At 67.5% G+C, this 14,448-nt stretch carries 15 protein-coding genes and 1 pseudogene; 3 read left to right on the top strand and 13 right to left on the bottom strand.

The window, feature by feature from the left end; all coding sequences use genetic code 11:
• Nucleotides 1–6 precede the first annotated feature (6 nt).
• Both AC07OC_RS13020 and AC07OC_RS13015 read right to left on the bottom strand, forming a co-directional pair.
• On the bottom strand, nt 7–504 hold the full coding sequence (locus AC07OC_RS13020) for a GNAT family N-acetyltransferase (protein WP_218339152.1): 498 nt from the start codon (nt 502–504) through the stop codon (nt 7–9).
• The gene (locus AC07OC_RS13015; protein WP_255590920.1) at nt 465–758 is read right to left on the bottom strand and encodes a hypothetical protein; all 294 of its coding nucleotides are present in this window, start codon (nt 756–758) and stop codon (nt 465–467) included. Before AC07OC_RS13015 ends, AC07OC_RS13020 begins: the two co-directional genes overlap by 40 nt.
• A gap of 405 nt (nt 759–1,163) precedes the next feature.
• Here AC07OC_RS13015 and AC07OC_RS13010 point away from each other — a divergent pair, with 405 nt between their 5' ends.
• Nucleotides 1,164–1,643 (top strand): VOC family protein, encoded by a 480-nt coding sequence (locus AC07OC_RS13010; RefSeq protein ID WP_218339153.1) that lies wholly within the window; start codon nt 1,164–1,166, stop codon nt 1,641–1,643.
• Nucleotides 1,644–1,681: 38 nt separating this feature from the next.
• Here the strand turns inward: AC07OC_RS13010 and AC07OC_RS13005 are convergent, their stop codons facing one another.
• The 11 genes from AC07OC_RS13005 to AC07OC_RS12955 form a co-directional block, all read right to left on the bottom strand.
• Complete coding sequence (locus AC07OC_RS13005; RefSeq protein ID WP_218296621.1) at nt 1,682–2,416, bottom strand: helix-turn-helix transcriptional regulator; 735 nt, start codon at nt 2,414–2,416, stop codon at nt 1,682–1,684.
• 152 nt (nt 2,417–2,568) lie between these two features.
• The gene (locus tag AC07OC_RS13000) at nt 2,569–3,048 is read right to left on the bottom strand and encodes a GyrI-like domain-containing protein (protein ID WP_218296620.1); all 480 of its coding nucleotides are present in this window, start codon (nt 3,046–3,048) and stop codon (nt 2,569–2,571) included.
• Between the two features lie 177 nt (nt 3,049–3,225).
• The gene (locus AC07OC_RS12995; RefSeq protein ID WP_218339154.1) at nt 3,226–3,516 is read right to left on the bottom strand and encodes a DUF2798 domain-containing protein; all 291 of its coding nucleotides are present in this window, start codon (nt 3,514–3,516) and stop codon (nt 3,226–3,228) included.
• Nucleotides 3,517–3,687: 171 nt separating this feature from the next.
• Nucleotides 3,688–4,353, bottom strand: a complete 666-nt coding sequence (locus tag AC07OC_RS12990) for an alpha/beta fold hydrolase (RefSeq protein WP_370627741.1) — start codon at nt 4,351–4,353, stop codon at nt 3,688–3,690.
• A gap of 16 nt (nt 4,354–4,369) precedes the next feature.
• Entirely contained in the window at nt 4,370–5,278 is a 909-nt protein-coding gene (locus tag AC07OC_RS12985; RefSeq protein WP_218339155.1) for a ProQ/FINO family protein, read from the bottom strand.
• An 88-nt stretch (nt 5,279–5,366) separates the two neighbouring features.
• On the bottom strand, nt 5,367–6,617 hold the full coding sequence (glcF, locus tag AC07OC_RS12980; RefSeq protein ID WP_218296617.1) for a glycolate oxidase subunit GlcF: 1,251 nt from the start codon (nt 6,615–6,617) through the stop codon (nt 5,367–5,369).
• Nucleotides 6,618–6,661: 44 nt separating this feature from the next.
• Nucleotides 6,662–7,459: a YoaK family protein gene (locus AC07OC_RS12975; protein ID WP_218296616.1), complete on the bottom strand. Its 798-nt coding sequence runs from the start codon at nt 7,457–7,459 to the stop codon at nt 6,662–6,664.
• Nucleotides 7,460–7,483: 24 nt separating this feature from the next.
• A complete protein-coding gene (glcE, locus tag AC07OC_RS12970; protein ID WP_218339156.1) occupies nt 7,484–8,617 on the bottom strand; it encodes a glycolate oxidase subunit GlcE in 1,134 nt (377 codons plus the stop codon).
• 277 nt (nt 8,618–8,894) lie between these two features.
• A complete protein-coding gene (gene amt / locus AC07OC_RS12965) occupies nt 8,895–10,442 on the bottom strand; it encodes an ammonium transporter (protein ID WP_218339157.1) in 1,548 nt (515 codons plus the stop codon).
• Between the two features lie 36 nt (nt 10,443–10,478).
• Nucleotides 10,479–10,817 carry a P-II family nitrogen regulator gene (glnK, locus tag AC07OC_RS12960; RefSeq protein WP_010466918.1) on the bottom strand — a complete coding sequence of 113 codons (339 nt, stop codon included), beginning with the start codon at nt 10,815–10,817 and terminating at the stop codon, nt 10,479–10,481.
• 47 nt (nt 10,818–10,864) lie between these two features.
• Nucleotides 10,865–11,596 (bottom strand): TorF family putative porin, encoded by a 732-nt coding sequence (locus tag AC07OC_RS12955; RefSeq protein WP_218296613.1) that lies wholly within the window; start codon nt 11,594–11,596, stop codon nt 10,865–10,867.
• A gap of 218 nt (nt 11,597–11,814) precedes the next feature.
• Between AC07OC_RS12955 and AC07OC_RS12950 the strand changes: the two are divergent.
• Both AC07OC_RS12950 and AC07OC_RS12945 read left to right on the top strand, forming a co-directional pair.
• Nucleotides 11,815–12,045: pseudogene (locus tag AC07OC_RS12950) on the top strand (magnesium chelatase domain-containing protein); the annotation flags it as partial.
• 318 nt (nt 12,046–12,363) lie between these two features.
• Complete coding sequence (locus AC07OC_RS12945; RefSeq protein ID WP_494601382.1) at nt 12,364–14,043, top strand: hypothetical protein; 1,680 nt, start codon at nt 12,364–12,366, stop codon at nt 14,041–14,043.
• Nucleotides 14,044–14,448: the final 405 nt, after the last annotated feature.

The raw sequence follows: 14,448 nt of genomic DNA, 5'->3' as shown, positions 1-14,448 counted from the left end.
CCGCGCTCAGCCTGCTGCCGCTGCCGCCGCAGGCGCCCAGCGGCACAGCACCCGCTCGCGGCCCGTGGCCGGATGGGTATCGACCGGCCCCTCCACCAGGCCATGGCGCGCATAGAAGCGGCGCGCGCCGTGGTTGCCCGTGGCCACGTGCAGGGTCCAGCCGCCCGGGCACAGGCGGATCACCTGCTGCAGCATTTCGGCCCCCACGCCCCGACTCTGGCATGCGGGGTCCACGAACAGCTGGTGCAGATGCGCGCCGCCCACGTCCAGCACCAGGAACGCCGTGACCTCCGGCCCCACCGCACGCACCAGCACCGCACACGGCGGACCGAATTCCGCGCGCACCCGCGCCTCCCAGTGGCCGGGCGGAGCCACGGGCCTCACCGAGGGGTTGGCGGAACGCCAGGCCCTGCGCCACACGCGGGCCAGGCCGGCGTGGCTGTCGGCATCGGTCGCCGGCCGGATCACGGGCTGGACGCCAGGGGCATGGGAGCGGGGCTGCATGCTGGCATTGTCTTCGGAACGCGCCCGCGCCCGCCCGGCAACCCGAACAGCGGCCGCAGCCACGCCACACGCCGCACCACCGTCCCGGCCACCAGGACCCGCGGCTCCACCACCAGCCCCAGTCGCGCGGGCGCCAGCGCCCCGCAGCCTCCTTCATGCACCACGGCGTGCCCGGGTGCCACGCGGGCGGCGCCCAGGTACCGCGCATTGCCGGCCTGGTCGGCCGCCAGGGAGGCCGTGGCGCCGGTGGGCACGACGGGTTCGCGGCCGCCATGCGCCCCAGGCGCGGCAGCGGATCTTGCGCGACGGCGACGGCGCCGGCCCGGATTGCCCTGGGGGTGCCGGAATCCTTGATCGAGCGTCCCGAAACCGCATGCAAATCCCGGTGCGTAGCAATTCGTTGCACCATGGTGCCAGGACCGCCGCACCCCAGGCCCGCGGCCCTGGCGCCCCATGCGAGGGCCGTCTTCCAGGCCGGGCATCTGTAGCTCAAAGTCCCATCAGCGCTTATCGAATCTGCGCAAATAGCTATTTTTCTAATAGCATCAAGAAGCCGCCGCACCACCAATGCCCCGCCACCCAAGGCCCCTCGCGCGCATTGCAGCCTGCCGCCAGATGTGAGAGGCTACTGCGCTGTCCCGCCCCCAAGGAGCACCAAGATGGTCAGCAAGAACACGGTATGTCTGTGGTACGACGGCACCGCGCTGGATGCCGCGAAGTTCTATGCCGAGACGTTTCCGGACAGCGCCGTGGGCGCGGTCCACCGGGCGCCCGGGGACTTTCCCTCGGGCCGGCAGGGCGACGTCCTGACGGTCGAGTTCACGGTGATGGGCATCCCCTGCCTGGGCCTGAACGGAGGCCCCGCCTTCCGGCACAGCGAGGCTTTCTCGTTCCAGGTGGCGACCGACGGCCAGGCCGAAACCGATCGTCTGTGGAATGCGATTGTCGGAAATGGCGGCCAGGAAAGCGCCTGCGGCTGGTGCAAGGACCGCTGGGGCCTGTCGTGGCAGATCACGCCCCGGGCCCTGACGGCCGCGGTCACCGGTCCCGACAAGGCGGCGGCCGCGCGCGCGTTCGAAGCCATGATGGGGATGAAAAAAATCGACATCGCCACGATCGAGGCGGCCCGGCGCGGCTGATGCCTGGCGGGCCGGCGCGGCCCAGGGCCCGAAGGCCTTCAGGCCGTCAGCCCGGGCGTCGGCGCGGGCGGCCATTCGGGCGGCCGCGAGGCCATCTCCGCCTCCACCTTGCGCAGCATGTCGGCCAGCGTCTTGCCGGGCTCCTGGCGAAACTGCTCCTCCAGCACCACAAGGTCCACGATGCGGTCGATGCGAAAGCCCCGGAAGTCGTTGCGCAGCTCGCACCAGGCCGACAGCGTCCAGACCTTGCCCCAGTAGAAGCACCCCAGCGGCCGCAGGCGGCGCAGGCTGGGGCGGCCGTGCACGTCGGCGTAGTCGATCTGCACCACGTGGCGGCTGTGCACCGCCTCGCGCAGGGCCTGCAGGGTGGCCTGCGCCCGGGGGTCCAGCCCCACGGACGGCGCATACAGCGCCTGCGCCTCGGCCGCCGCGCGCGCGGCCGGCGGCAGCACCGACAGGATCTTGCCCAGGGCCCCTTCCACCTCGCGCGCGAGCCCCGCGTCCAGCCAGGCCTGCGCCAGCCGCGCGGCCGCCACCAGCGCGTTGGCCTCGCCCTGGCTGAACATCAGCGGCGGCAGCTCGAAGCCGGCGCCCAGCCGGTAGCCCACGCCGGCCTCGCCCTCAATGGGCACGCCCTGGTGCTGCAGGTCCGCCACGTCGCGGTAGATGGTGCGCGGAGACACCTCGAGCCGCTCGGCCAGGAACGCCGCCGTGGACAGGCGCCGCCCCCGGATGAGCTGGACGATCTGGAAAAGGCGGTCAGCGCGGCGCATGGATGAAAGGGGACATCTTGTGGGTATTCCTGGCTTGCACCGCTCATGCCATCAGCGCGGGAAGCTATTGAACATATAGCATCATGCACCAACGCCAAGGCGCTGCGCGTGGCGGCTGGGCGGGGTGCGCCGCCATCGGCAGGCCGGTGGCGCTACGGCTTCACGCCGACGTGGATGGCCACGCTGTCCGGGCCCTCGTAGGCCTCGAAATCGGTGCCGAAACGGCGCTGCACCTGCGGGTTCTCGGCGAAGTAGCGCCAGATGCGGACCCAGGTGTCGATCACCATCTGGGGCATGTCGCCGTGGCCGGTGAAGACGAGGTAGTCGCCCGCCTGGATGTCCACGCGGGCGGCTCCGGGCACCGCCTGGGCCAGTTCCGGGTCGGCCGTGGCCACGCCGGCGGTCACGTCGAAGGCGCCGTGTTCGTTGGATTCGTAGCCGCTGTAGACGCCGAAGATGCGGCCATCGCTGTCGCGGCCAGGCAACTTGCGCTCCCAGCTCTGGCTGAAGAAGCGGTCCCACAGGCCCCCGAGGCGCGCGATGGCGGGGTTCATCTCGTCGCTGTTGCGCGTGCGGACGGCAATGCCGGCCACGCTGAAGGCGGGAATCTGGACGGTGGTGGGTGTGGTCATGGGCTGGTCCTCTCTTGTCTGTGAAGGGGATCGATGGATCGATCGGTGGTGTGCAGCTGCGAGGACCGATGGTGCGGACCCGCTGCTGACAGCCTGATGTCAGTAGCGTGCGCAACGCGCTGGGGGCCGGGCGGCAGGCTGCTGACACACCGTGTCAGCAGCCTGCCCCGGGGGGCCTCAGCCCTGCGGCTCCACGATGGCGGCCGTCACCCGGCGCACCACGGGCAGCACCAGCAGCAGCGTGGGGAAGGCGACGAGCCAGGACAGTGCCCAGGAGCTCATCCACAGGCGGGGAAGATCCAGCGAGAAGCCCACCACGCGCACGGTGCTGATCAGCGACACGATGAAGGTCATGAGCAGCGACAGCAGCAGGGGCATGACCCAGGCCGCAGACCGCGCGGGCAGCTTGCGCAGGCCCCAGGAGGTCCTGGGGGAAGGCGGTGGGGTGGGCGACGAAGAGTGGTTCATTGCAGTTCCAGAAAGCAGCCGGTCAGACAAGGTGCCGCCCCCGCCCGCCCACGCGGCGCGGGCCGCGCCGGGACAGGAAAGAGGCCACCACCCCGGCAAGGCCGGCGTTGGTTGGCACGTTGATTGACGTAAACGCTTACGGCAACCCATGAACCGGGCCGCAGCGGGATTCTAGGCGTTCTGCGAAGCGCCCTGTCCGGCATCCCCTGAGGCGCCGCCCCGCAGATGGCGGTGGATGTGCCCGGCCACGGCCCCGGCGTGCGTGCGGGCCAGGTCGTGGGCACCGCCTGGCAGCACGTGCATGCGCGCGCCCGGCAGCAGGCCGCACAGGCGCCGCCCCACGGCCACAGGGCTGATGGGGTCCCTGTCGCCCCACAGCAAAAGGGCGGGTGCGCGCACCGACGCCAGCCGGGCCGACAGATCCCACCGCGCCTGGGCCATCCACGGCGGAAACGCGGGGTTGGCGCGCAGGAAATCGGGCCGCCAGTCGTGGGGATGCAGGTCGTCCATGGGCACGCCGCCCGACGTGGCCACGAGCACCAGGTGGGTCAGGTGGTCGGGCCGCTCGAGGGCGGCGAGCAGGGCCACCACGCCGCCCAGGGACTGCGCGACCAGCGCGCAGGGCCGGTCCATGTGCGGCGTGACCGCATCGACCAGATCCTGCATGCCACCGGCCTCGTCCAGCGCCAGCCCCGCGCCGGCTCCTGCATCGCGCCAGGGCCAGCCGAGCAGCACGCGCGCGGCGGGCAGCGGCATGGCCGACGAGACCGGTTGCCAGAACGCGGGGTCGCCCCCCACGCCGGGCAGGAAGATCAGCCTGGAAGGTGCCGCCGGCACGGGCGAGCCTCTCGCGTCAGGCGTCTTGCGGGGCCGGTGCGATGGCGGCCACGGCCGCGGCCGCCGCGGCCTGCACCCGCGCGGCGGCGAGGCGGCGAGCGCGCTCGAGCTGCTGGCCCACGGTGCGGGGCACCAGGCCGTACATGTCGGCAAAGGCCTCCAGTGTCTGGCCGCTGGCCTCGAACGCGCGCAGCAGGGCCTCGTCCTTGGCGTTGCGCGCCGACCATTCGGCAAAGGCCTCTTCGAGGATGGCGTTGGCGGCTTCGTCGCGGCCCTGCACCAGCTCGGTGTAGGCCTCGCGCGTGAGCCCCGAGGCCTCGAACGCGGCCATCATGCGGTTGCGCAGCTTGGGCAGCAGGTCCTCGGTGGCACGGGCCTTCTTGCGGCGATAGACCTCCAGCAGCGCATGGTGCACGTGCTCGGGGGCCATGTCCTCCACGGGCTGGCCCGAGAGGTCATGGCGCCGGTCGCCCGCCGCCACGCTTTGCAGGTAGCGCGTGGAGCGGGTGTGGATGCCCAGCGCCACCTTGAGCGCCTCGCGCTCGAACACCTCGGGGTGCGCGGCCAGCAGGTCCTGGAAGATGCCGCGCTTGAGCGGGCGGAACACCGCGCCGAACAGGTGCGGGTAGAGTCCCGCCAGCTGCTCCAGCGCGGGGTGCACACGCTGCGGCGCGCGCGCGCCCGCAGGTGCGGGGGCAGAGGCCTCGGCGCCGCCCTCTGGCGCCGGGCGCCCTTCGGGCTTGCGGCGGTTGCGGCCGCCACGGCGTGATCCGCCCGCGCGCTGCTGGGGTGCTCCGGCAGCGGCGGCGGCGGACGCCCCGGGAGCGGCGGCAGCCACCTCGGCCGGTGCGGCCGAAACAGGCGCCGCCAGCGGTGTGGCAGGGGCTGCGCTCGGTTGTTCTTGTGCGGGCACGGAGTCGGTCATGGCGGTGCGAATGGGTGAGGGAGAGGGCAACAAAACCCTCAATCATGCCAGCGTTGGAGAAAAGCCCGCCAGCGGCGGCATCCCCTTGTCAGGCCAGGGCTTCGTCCAGCACCTCGATCCAGTGGCGCACCGGCGTGCCGGTGCCGCTTTGCAAATGGGTGATGCAGCCGATGTTGGCCGACAGGATCACGTCCGGGGGCTGGTCGCCGAACGCCTCGCCGAGCACGCCGAGCTTGCGGTCGCGCAGCTGGTACGCCAGGTCCGGGTTGAGCACCGAATACGTGCCCGCCGAGCCGCAGCACAGGTGGGCCTCGTTGCGCGCCGCGCGCAGCCGGAACCCCAGGCGCGCAAGCTGAGTTTCCACCCCGCCGCGCAGCTTCTGGCCGTGCTGCAGCGTGCACGGCGGATGGTAGGCGTACAGCACGTCGGCGGCGGGCTGGGCGCGGCCCGCCAGCTTGTCGGCCAGCTCGGGCAGCAGGGCCGGCAGCAGCTCCGACAGGTCGCGCGTGAGCGCGCTGATGCGTTCGGCCCTGGCGGCGTACTGCGCGTCGTCCTTGAGGATGTGGCCGTATTCCTTGACGGTGACGCCGCAGCCCGAGGCGTTCATGACGATGGCTTCCACCCCGCCCTGCTCCACCAGCGGCCACCAGGCGTCGATGTTGGCGCGCATCTCGGCCTTGCCGCCGTCCTGGTCGTTGAGGTGGAACTTGACGGCACCGCAGCAGCCCGCCTTGGGCGCGACCACGGTCTGGATGCCCACGGCGTCGAGCACGCGGGCGGTGGCGGTGTTGATGTTGGGCATCATGGCCGGCTGCACGCAGCCGGCCAGCAAAAGCACCTTGCGCGCATGTTCGCGCACGGGCCAGGCGCCGGCATTTTGGGGCGCGGGCACCTTGGCCTTGAGGGATGCGGGCAGCAGGCCGCGCACCAGTTGCCCGGCCTTCATGGCGGGGGCGAACAGGGGCGAAGGCAGGCCCTCCTTCAGCGCCCAGCGCAAGGCCTTCTCGCCCACCGGGCGGGCGACTTTCTCATCGACGATCTTGCGGCCGATATCGACCAGATGACCATATTGCACGCCGCTCGGGCAGGTGCTTTCGCAGTTGCGGCAGGTCAGGCACCGGTCCAGGTGCATCTGGGTCTTGCGCGTGGGCTCGGCGCCCTCGAGCACCTGCTTGATGAGGTAGATGCGGCCGCGCGGGCCGTCGAGCTCGTCGCCCAGCAGCTGGTAGGTGGGGCAGGTGGCGGTGCAGAAGCCGCAGTGCACGCATTTGCGCAGGATGGCCTCGGCCTCCAGGCCATCGGCGCGGGCGCGGTATTCAGGGGCGAGTTGGGTTTGCATGGAGCATGCCTGGACAGGGGAAGGTAAAACAGGGCCGGAAACGCTCAGAGCGCGGGCGGCGGAGTGAGCGGCGGCTCCAGCGGCAGCGCCTTGCGCAAGGGGTGGCGCAGGCGCGCGCGGTCGGCCCACAAGGGGGGCAGCGACAGCCCCAGCAGCACCAGCGCCAGCGGCACCACGAACACGAAGCCCACGTGCTTGAAGCCCGCGGCCCCGGCAACGCCTCCCACGAGGAACATCGCCACGAGTCCCGCGAACAGCCGCAGCCGGGCCTGGTTGGCGCGCACCTGGGATTCCGGCGCGGTGCCGGTGCGGTTCCAGTAGAGCATCTTGCCCAGCTCGATGCCCAGGTCGGTCACCACGCCGGTCATGTGCGTGGTGCGGATCTGGGACGAGGACATCTTGGTCACCGTGGCGTTCTGCAGGCCCATGATGAACGACAGCAGCAGCACCGTGGTGGGCACGGCGAACGGCGTGCGCCAGTTGAGCGTGATGGCGCCCACCAGGCCGAACACCAGCATGAGCACCGCCACCACCAGCAGCGGCAGCGCATAGCTGCTGTGCAGTTTGCGCTGGCGCGCCCAGTTGACCATGACGGCCGTGGTGGCCGCGCCGCTGACGAAGGCCAGCAGCGCCCCCACCGCGCCCAGCACCAGGGCCATGTTGCCCAGCACGAGGTTGTCGGCCAGCATCGAGACAAAGCCGGTCATGTGCGAGGTGTACAGGTGCACCACCAGGAACCCCCCGGCATTGACCGCGCCCGCATTGAAGGCCAGCAGCAGGCCCAGCACGCGGTTGCTCGCCACCGTGCGGTGGTGTCCGGTGAGATGGCGCAGGCGTCGCATGGGTGCCGCAGGCTGGCGCGTGGCTTACCAGGCGCGGGCCATGCGCCCGGGGTTGAAGATGCCCGCGGGGTCGAAGCTGTGCTTGAGGCGCGCGTGGATCTGCTCCAGCGCACTGGATTTCAAGCCAAACTGGCCGCTACCGCTTGATGCACCTGCGCTGGAAGCTATGAAAACAGAAGCACTTCCGCCCACCGCGCGTGCTGCCTCGCGCAGGGCATCGCCCGCCGCTTCCGGCGCCTGCACCCAGCGCAGGGCGCCGTGCCATTCGATGAGCGGCTGGGCCGCCGCAGGCAGTTGGAGCACGGGGGCCGTGGGCGGCAGGGACAGGCGCCACAGCGCGTGGCCGGGGCGCTGGGCGCGGTCGCTGAACCAGGGCAGGGTCTGTTCGCGGCAGGCGCTCCAGTCGGGCGCCACGGCCGCATTGTCCAGCCGGGCCCCGCCCATGGTGCGGCAGGCGGCCTCGACGGCGGCCACGGCCCCGCGCAGGCGCACGTAGAGGGTGCCCGCGCCCGTGTCCTGCACCCAGCAGCTCGCGTTGAGCGGCAGGGGCTGGCCGCCCCAGGCGTGCAGCTTGCGCAAGGCATCGGCCTGGTTGCATTCGAAGCGCAGCGTGGCCTCGGCCGGGGCCACCGGCAGCACCTTGAGGCTGACCTCGGTGAGCAGGCCCAGCGTGCCCCAGGCGCCGGCCATGAGGCGCGACACGTCATAGCCCGCCACGTTCTTCATCACCTGCCCACCAAAGCTCAGCAGCTCGGCCCGGCCGTTGAGCAGCGTGACCCCCAGCACATAGTCGCGCACCGCGCCCACGCTGGCGCGGGCCGGCCCCGACAGGCCGGCCGCCACCATGCCGCCCACGGTGGCGGCATCCGGCGGGGTCTTGGCGAAGTGCGGGGGCTCGAAGGGCAGGCACTGGCCCTGTTCGGCCAGCGTGGCCTCCAGCTCGGCCAGCGGGGTGCCCGCGCGCACGGTGACGACCAGTTCGCTGGGCTCGTAGCTCACGATGCCGCGCAGCACGCGGGTGTCGAGCACCTCGCCATGCAGCGCCAGGCCATGGAAGTCCTTGGTGCCCCCGCCCCGGATGCGCAAGGGGGTCTGGTCGGCGGCGGCGGTGCGCACACGGTCGGCGATCTGGGCAAGGGCGAGGTCCATGCATTGCATCGTAGCTCCAGCGATGTCCGGCGCCACGCGGAGAGCGCGTGAATTTTTTGAACAGCGCGCGTGCAAATGGCTCGGGACCGCCGGGAGGGATGTCTGCGGACGTGTGCTCTGGGCGTGCATGCCAGAACAGAATGCAGACAAGCGAGTCCCCCCGCCCGGTACGAAAAAAACCCGCCGTTGCCGGCGGGTTCAACAACCAAAGGAGCGACTCGCTTGTTCTTGTTGCGACGCCACAGTGCCACCAGACACCGCGGCGCGTCGGGCGCACCGGCCTGCTTCAGCGGTTGTACGCTGTTTCGCCGTGCGAGGTGATGTCCAGGCCTTCGCGTTCGTCTTCTTCCGAGACACGCAGGCCCACCGTCAGGTCGACGATCTTGTAGGCCACGAAGGAGACCACGCCCGACCACACGATGGTCAGCAGCACGGCCTTGGTCTGGGTCCACACCTGGGCGGCGATGGAGTAGTCGGCGGAGGTCACCATGGTGGCGGTCACCCAGTCGGCCACGTAGCCGGGGCCACCCAGGCCAGGCGCATTGAACACGCCGGTCAGCAGGGCACCCACGATGCCGCCGATGCCGTGCACGCCGAACACGTCGAGCGAGTCGTCCGCGCCCAGCAGCTTCTTGAGGCCGTTCACACCCCACAGGCAGGCGAAGCCGCCCACGAGGCCGATCACCAGCGCACCGCCGATGCCGACGTTGCCGGCAGCGGGCGTGATGGCCACGAGGCCGGCCACGGCACCCGACGCGGCACCCAGCATCGACGCCTTGCCGCGCATCAGCGCTTCACCGATGGACCATGCCAGCACGGCGGCGGCGGTGGCCACCAGCGTGTTGATGAAGGCCAGGGCGGCAAAGCCGTTGGCTTCCAGGGCGGAGCCGGCGTTGAAGCCGAACCAGCCCACCCACAGCAGCGAGGCACCGACCATGGTCAGCGTCAGGCTGTGGGGCGCCATGGCTTCCTTGCCGTAGCCGATGCGCTTGCCCACCATGAACGCGCCCACCAGGCCCGCCACGGCGGCGTTGATGTGCACCACGGTACCGCCGGCGAAGTCCAGCGCGCCCCACTGCCAGATCTGGCCGGCCTTGCCGGTCATGGCGTCGGCCACTTCCTTGGAGGCGTATGCGTCAGGGCCCATCCAGAACCACACCATGTGGGCGATCGGCAGGTAGCTGAAGGTGAACCACAGCACCATGAACATCATGACGGCGCTGAACTTGATGCGCTCTGCGAACGCACCGACGATCAGGGCGCAGGTGATGCCGGCGAACGTGGCCTGGAAGGCGGCGAACACCACTTCCGGAATCACGACACCCTTGCTGAAGGTGGCGGCGTTGGCGAACGTGCCGGCGGCGTTGTCCCAGATGCCCTTCATGAACAGCCGGTCGAAGCCGCCGATGAAGGCGCCGCCCTCGGTGAAGGCCAGGCTGTAGCCGTAGATGAACCACAGCACCACGATCAGCGAGAACGTGACCATCACCTGCATCAGCACGGACAGCATGTTCTTGCTGCGCACCAGGCCGCCGTAGAACAGCGCCAGGCCGGGCAGGACCATCAGGATCACGAGGATGGTGGAGGTCATCATCCAGGCGGTGTCGCCCTTGTTGGGGACCGGAGCGGGGGCTTCGGCGGCGGCGGCCGGTGCAGCGGCTGCAGCGGCGGTCGCGGGAGCAGGGGCAGCCGCAGGGGCTTCAGCGGCGGGAGCGGCCGCCGCAGCGGGCGCGGCGGCGGCCGGCTCGGAGGCGGCGGGCGCCTGGGCCAGGGACAGGTTGCCCATGGTCAGCAGGCCCAGCCCCAGAATGAAGGAAGCAAGCAGTTTTTTCATGGCGTTTCTCTTCTTGGGTGTGATGCGGCCGGGCCCTTACAGGGCTTCCTTGCCGGTTTCGCCAGTGCGGATGCGCACCACCTGCTCCAGGTGGGTCACGAAGATCTTGCCGTCGCCGATCTTGCCGGTGCGCGCGGCGCTTTCGATGGACTCGATCACGCGGTCCACGAGGTCATCCGCCACGGCGGCTTCGATCTTGACCTTGGGCAGGAAGTCGACCACGTACTCCGCGCCGCGGTACAGCTCGGTGTGGCCCTTCTGGCGGCCGAAGCCCTTGACCTCGGTCACCGTGATGCCTTGCACGCCGATGTCCGAGAGTGCTTCACGCACCTCGTCGAGCTTGAAGGGCTTGATGATGGCTGTCACCATTTTCATTTTGGTTCCTCCGACGATGGGCGCACCCGGCGCCCATCGAGACTTGCTTACAGGGTTTTGGTGAGCGTGACGATCACGCGCGACTTGTTGACGTGGCCGAAGAAGGCCTTCTTGTTGGCGCCCACCACGGCGGCGCCCAGCGACAGGCCGCTGCCGAAGTCATACGCGCCGCCCACGCTGTAGTCCATGTAGTTGGGCACGCCCAGGTCCTTGATGTCGCTGGCGAAGCGGGTGAAGCCCACCGAGGCCTTCAGGGTGACGCTGGGAGCCACTTCCTGGGCGAACGCCAGGTTCAGGTAGCCGGTGTTGCGGCCCTTCAGGCCCGAGCCGGACTTGGCGCCGGCCCAGCCGAAGTAGTCCTTGGAGATGGTGTGCGAATACTTGGCGGTGAAGGGGCCCATGGTGGCCGCGCCATACAGCTCGGTGGTGTTGCCGTTGGCATTGCCGGGGTAGATGTAGGTCAGCGCGCCCAGATCCAGGTCGGCGCCGCCGGCCTTGAACTTGTAGCCGCCGTACAGGTCGGCTTCGAGCGAGTTGTTGGCCAGCCAGTCCACGCTGGAATTCCAGTTACCCACGTACCAGCCGGATTCGCCGAAGGCATAGTCAAAACCGCCTTGCAGCGCGGGCTTGAGGGCCTTGGCCTTGGAGGCGTCCTGGTCCTGGCCACGGAACTTGTAGTTGGTGGTCAGGCTGACGTTGCCGGTGAGCTGGGCGCTGGCCAGCAGGGGAAGGGATGCTGCAAGGGCAACGCCCAGGGTCTTGATGATGGCGCGGGTCATGTTTCCTCCGGTTGGACAAAGTAGGGACGAGCGCTTTAAGCACGGACCGTGCCACGCGGCGCAATACATCCGCGCGCGCCGTTGCTTCGCGTTACAACGATCCCCGGTACAGTGAGCATCAGCACCGTGCCACGGCCATACGCACGCTATTGGTGCATGGCGCCAAGGGCCCGCGCGGGAACGCCATAAAACGCACCCATCTGGGGAGGAATCGCTTCATGAGTCTTGCTTTGGTGCAAAGCCGCGCCCTTCTGGGGCTGCAGGCGCCGTCCGTCACTGTCGAAGTGCACCTGGCCAACGGCCTGCCCAGCTTCACCCTGGTGGGCCTTGCCGAAGTGGAAGTGAAGGAAGCGCGCGAGCGCGTGCGGTCGGCACTGCAGAACGCGGGGCTGGAGTTCCCCCACAACAAGCGGATCACCGTCAACCTCGCCCCCGCCGACCTGCCCAAGGTGACATCTGGACCGCAATTTACGAAGTTGCCGTTAAATGCGAATTGGGATGATTATTTGCGAGGTTTTACTGTGAGAAAATTTCAGACCCTATGCCGCTAACACCGTGTTCGCGCGGGGAAGCGCATAGATGCCTTGGAAAAAAAGTACAGCTTTCCACTTCCCCTCCCCCCTGGTCGTTGGCGAGTCATTTGGTTCGGTAACCTCGCACAGCTACCCCAAGCAGCCAGCGCGCTGGGTATTCACACCTTCTTCGTGTTGGCCGGAGTACCCAAGGATGAACGACGTACTGCGCACGTCTTAGTTTCCCTGGCTCACATGCCGCTTCTGCACATTGGCGCAGAGATCGACAGCACTGATGGAACGATCTGGGCAGCGCAACCCTCGGCCTCATTAAGACTGCGCACACTGGCACTCGATCTGAGGCTAAGTAACACTGAGCTGACCACGCGTTCGTCTCTTGAGTTGCGGACGCTTACAGCGCCTCTTGTGAAAACTCCGGAATACGACTCGCACCTCATCAGAGTGATGGGGACCTCGCACGCCCCCGAAGTTTTCATACCATGCTCGACGTTGTTTTTGTTCTTTTGGGCAGTGTCATCTGCTCTGATAGACGCTGTGACAACGGAAAAGTTAATGCGCCCAGAGCGCTATTTGTACAACCCCAAAAACACAGATCTAGGATCCCACCCGGTGCGCTTGGAGATTCGGCGCCAATGGAGCGATGATGAAGGTCCCTATCTACTGGCTCTACTCAAGGAGCCAGATGCGCTTAAGGCCGGGGAACGGGTGTTCAAGCGCATAGCCGGCGCTCGAATGCGTGACCCGACCGGTTCGTACCCCCTTGAGGTATGGCCCCCATTCGCCAGGCCACTCTCCGTTACGGGCCTCGTTTTACAGCTCGAGAACGCCCTACTACTTACTCACATCACGTCCTCAGACTTGGCACCGCATTGGTCTGTTTTGGACCTCTATCGGGAGGGCGGGCGTCACCTGCACACCGCCCCACCGTTAACTGAATACCCTGAAAGCCCGCACGAAGCGCCCGGCGAACCGCCTTCGCCCCGTGGCTTCAACATCGGTCCAGCAGCCGACAACAATGAGATCCTTGAGTCACCTAGCGGCTATGGCAACGCTGCAGCAGACCTGCCCGCGATCGCAGCGCTGAAAGACCGATTCCCTGATCTGGCTCGTTCAACTGTAAACAGGCCTTTCCAAAGCGATCTTGTAGAACAGCGACCGAAGAAACGCCGCCATCTCACTCCTGGCCCATGGAGCGGAATTGATGGCAGGCAGCTTCCTGGGAAACGTACCATCAAAGGAAAATTGGTAGGCGAGAAAGCTACAGAGACAACTGAAGAGCCTGCAGAGGAGTACAGAGAAATCAATGCTCCGTTCGACGATCAGTTAGCAAAATTCGCGGACCTGCTTGCACGTCCAGTTGACACGTTGAGTGTCAACGGGAAAGAACTCAACGTTCGGTGGGACTTCTGGAATCCCTACGGCGGCATTGGTGGCGCAAGTGCGGTCACTTTTTTCGAGCTTCCGACGACGATTGACGACGAGGTTCTCACTTGGCTCTACAGAGACCCAAACTGCCGGCGGACAAAACGCGGTTTATGCGTCCGTGTCACTACTGAAGATAGTTCCGGCTATCGACAAACCCGCTTCATCCTTGACCTTGAACGTCGCATCCCCAGCCCCCGGGAGGGTACCCAAAACGCTGGACTGATAAAGAGCGGACTCATGGTGGTTTGGTTCGATGAAGAATCAAGCGCTCTCGATACTTGCATCAATCTGAGCATTGTTCTGGCAGATGCCGCCAGAGCCAGAAGCCCCGCCCTACGCAAGCGACCATTTGAAGGCGTGAAAGTAGCAACTATTCGGCATAGCAATACAGTTCAGCAGATTCTTTCAAGCGCGCTTTTGGTTGCTGACCAATGCGATCGTGCCAAACAGAGACGCCACAAGGCAGTCGCGCTAACCCTGCGCGAGTGAGCACAAAAATCCGAGCTTGGAGGCGCGTGAGAACGTCGCAATTCGCATGCTTGGAACTCGATGATTCTCCCGTGCCGTACTAGCCGACTCGACCGCTATCGCTTGATCCGTGCGTCATGGTTGCCCGACGCAGTAGAACTTGATCGAGACTTGAGCATCAAGTGATTGCACCGCCTCACGACACAACCTGGAGAAGGCGCTGCGCCGTGCGCAAGGGACCGATAGGTACAAGCCGTTTGGACAAATGAAGTTAAGCGAGTCACGGGTCACCGACATTTGAACTCACAGGGATCTGCCAGCAACTTATTGACACGTCTCCAACACGCGTCGGAACAAAGGCTTGCAACGCACTTAGCTCGTTACATTTCTCACCATCGTAGGTAGTATTGGAATTCCTACAAGGGA

The organism is Acidovorax sp. GW821-FHT10E04 (assembly GCF_059415185.1).
The sequence above is the reverse complement of the archived record's forward strand: the minus strand, read 5'-3'. Positions and strand labels throughout refer to the sequence as shown.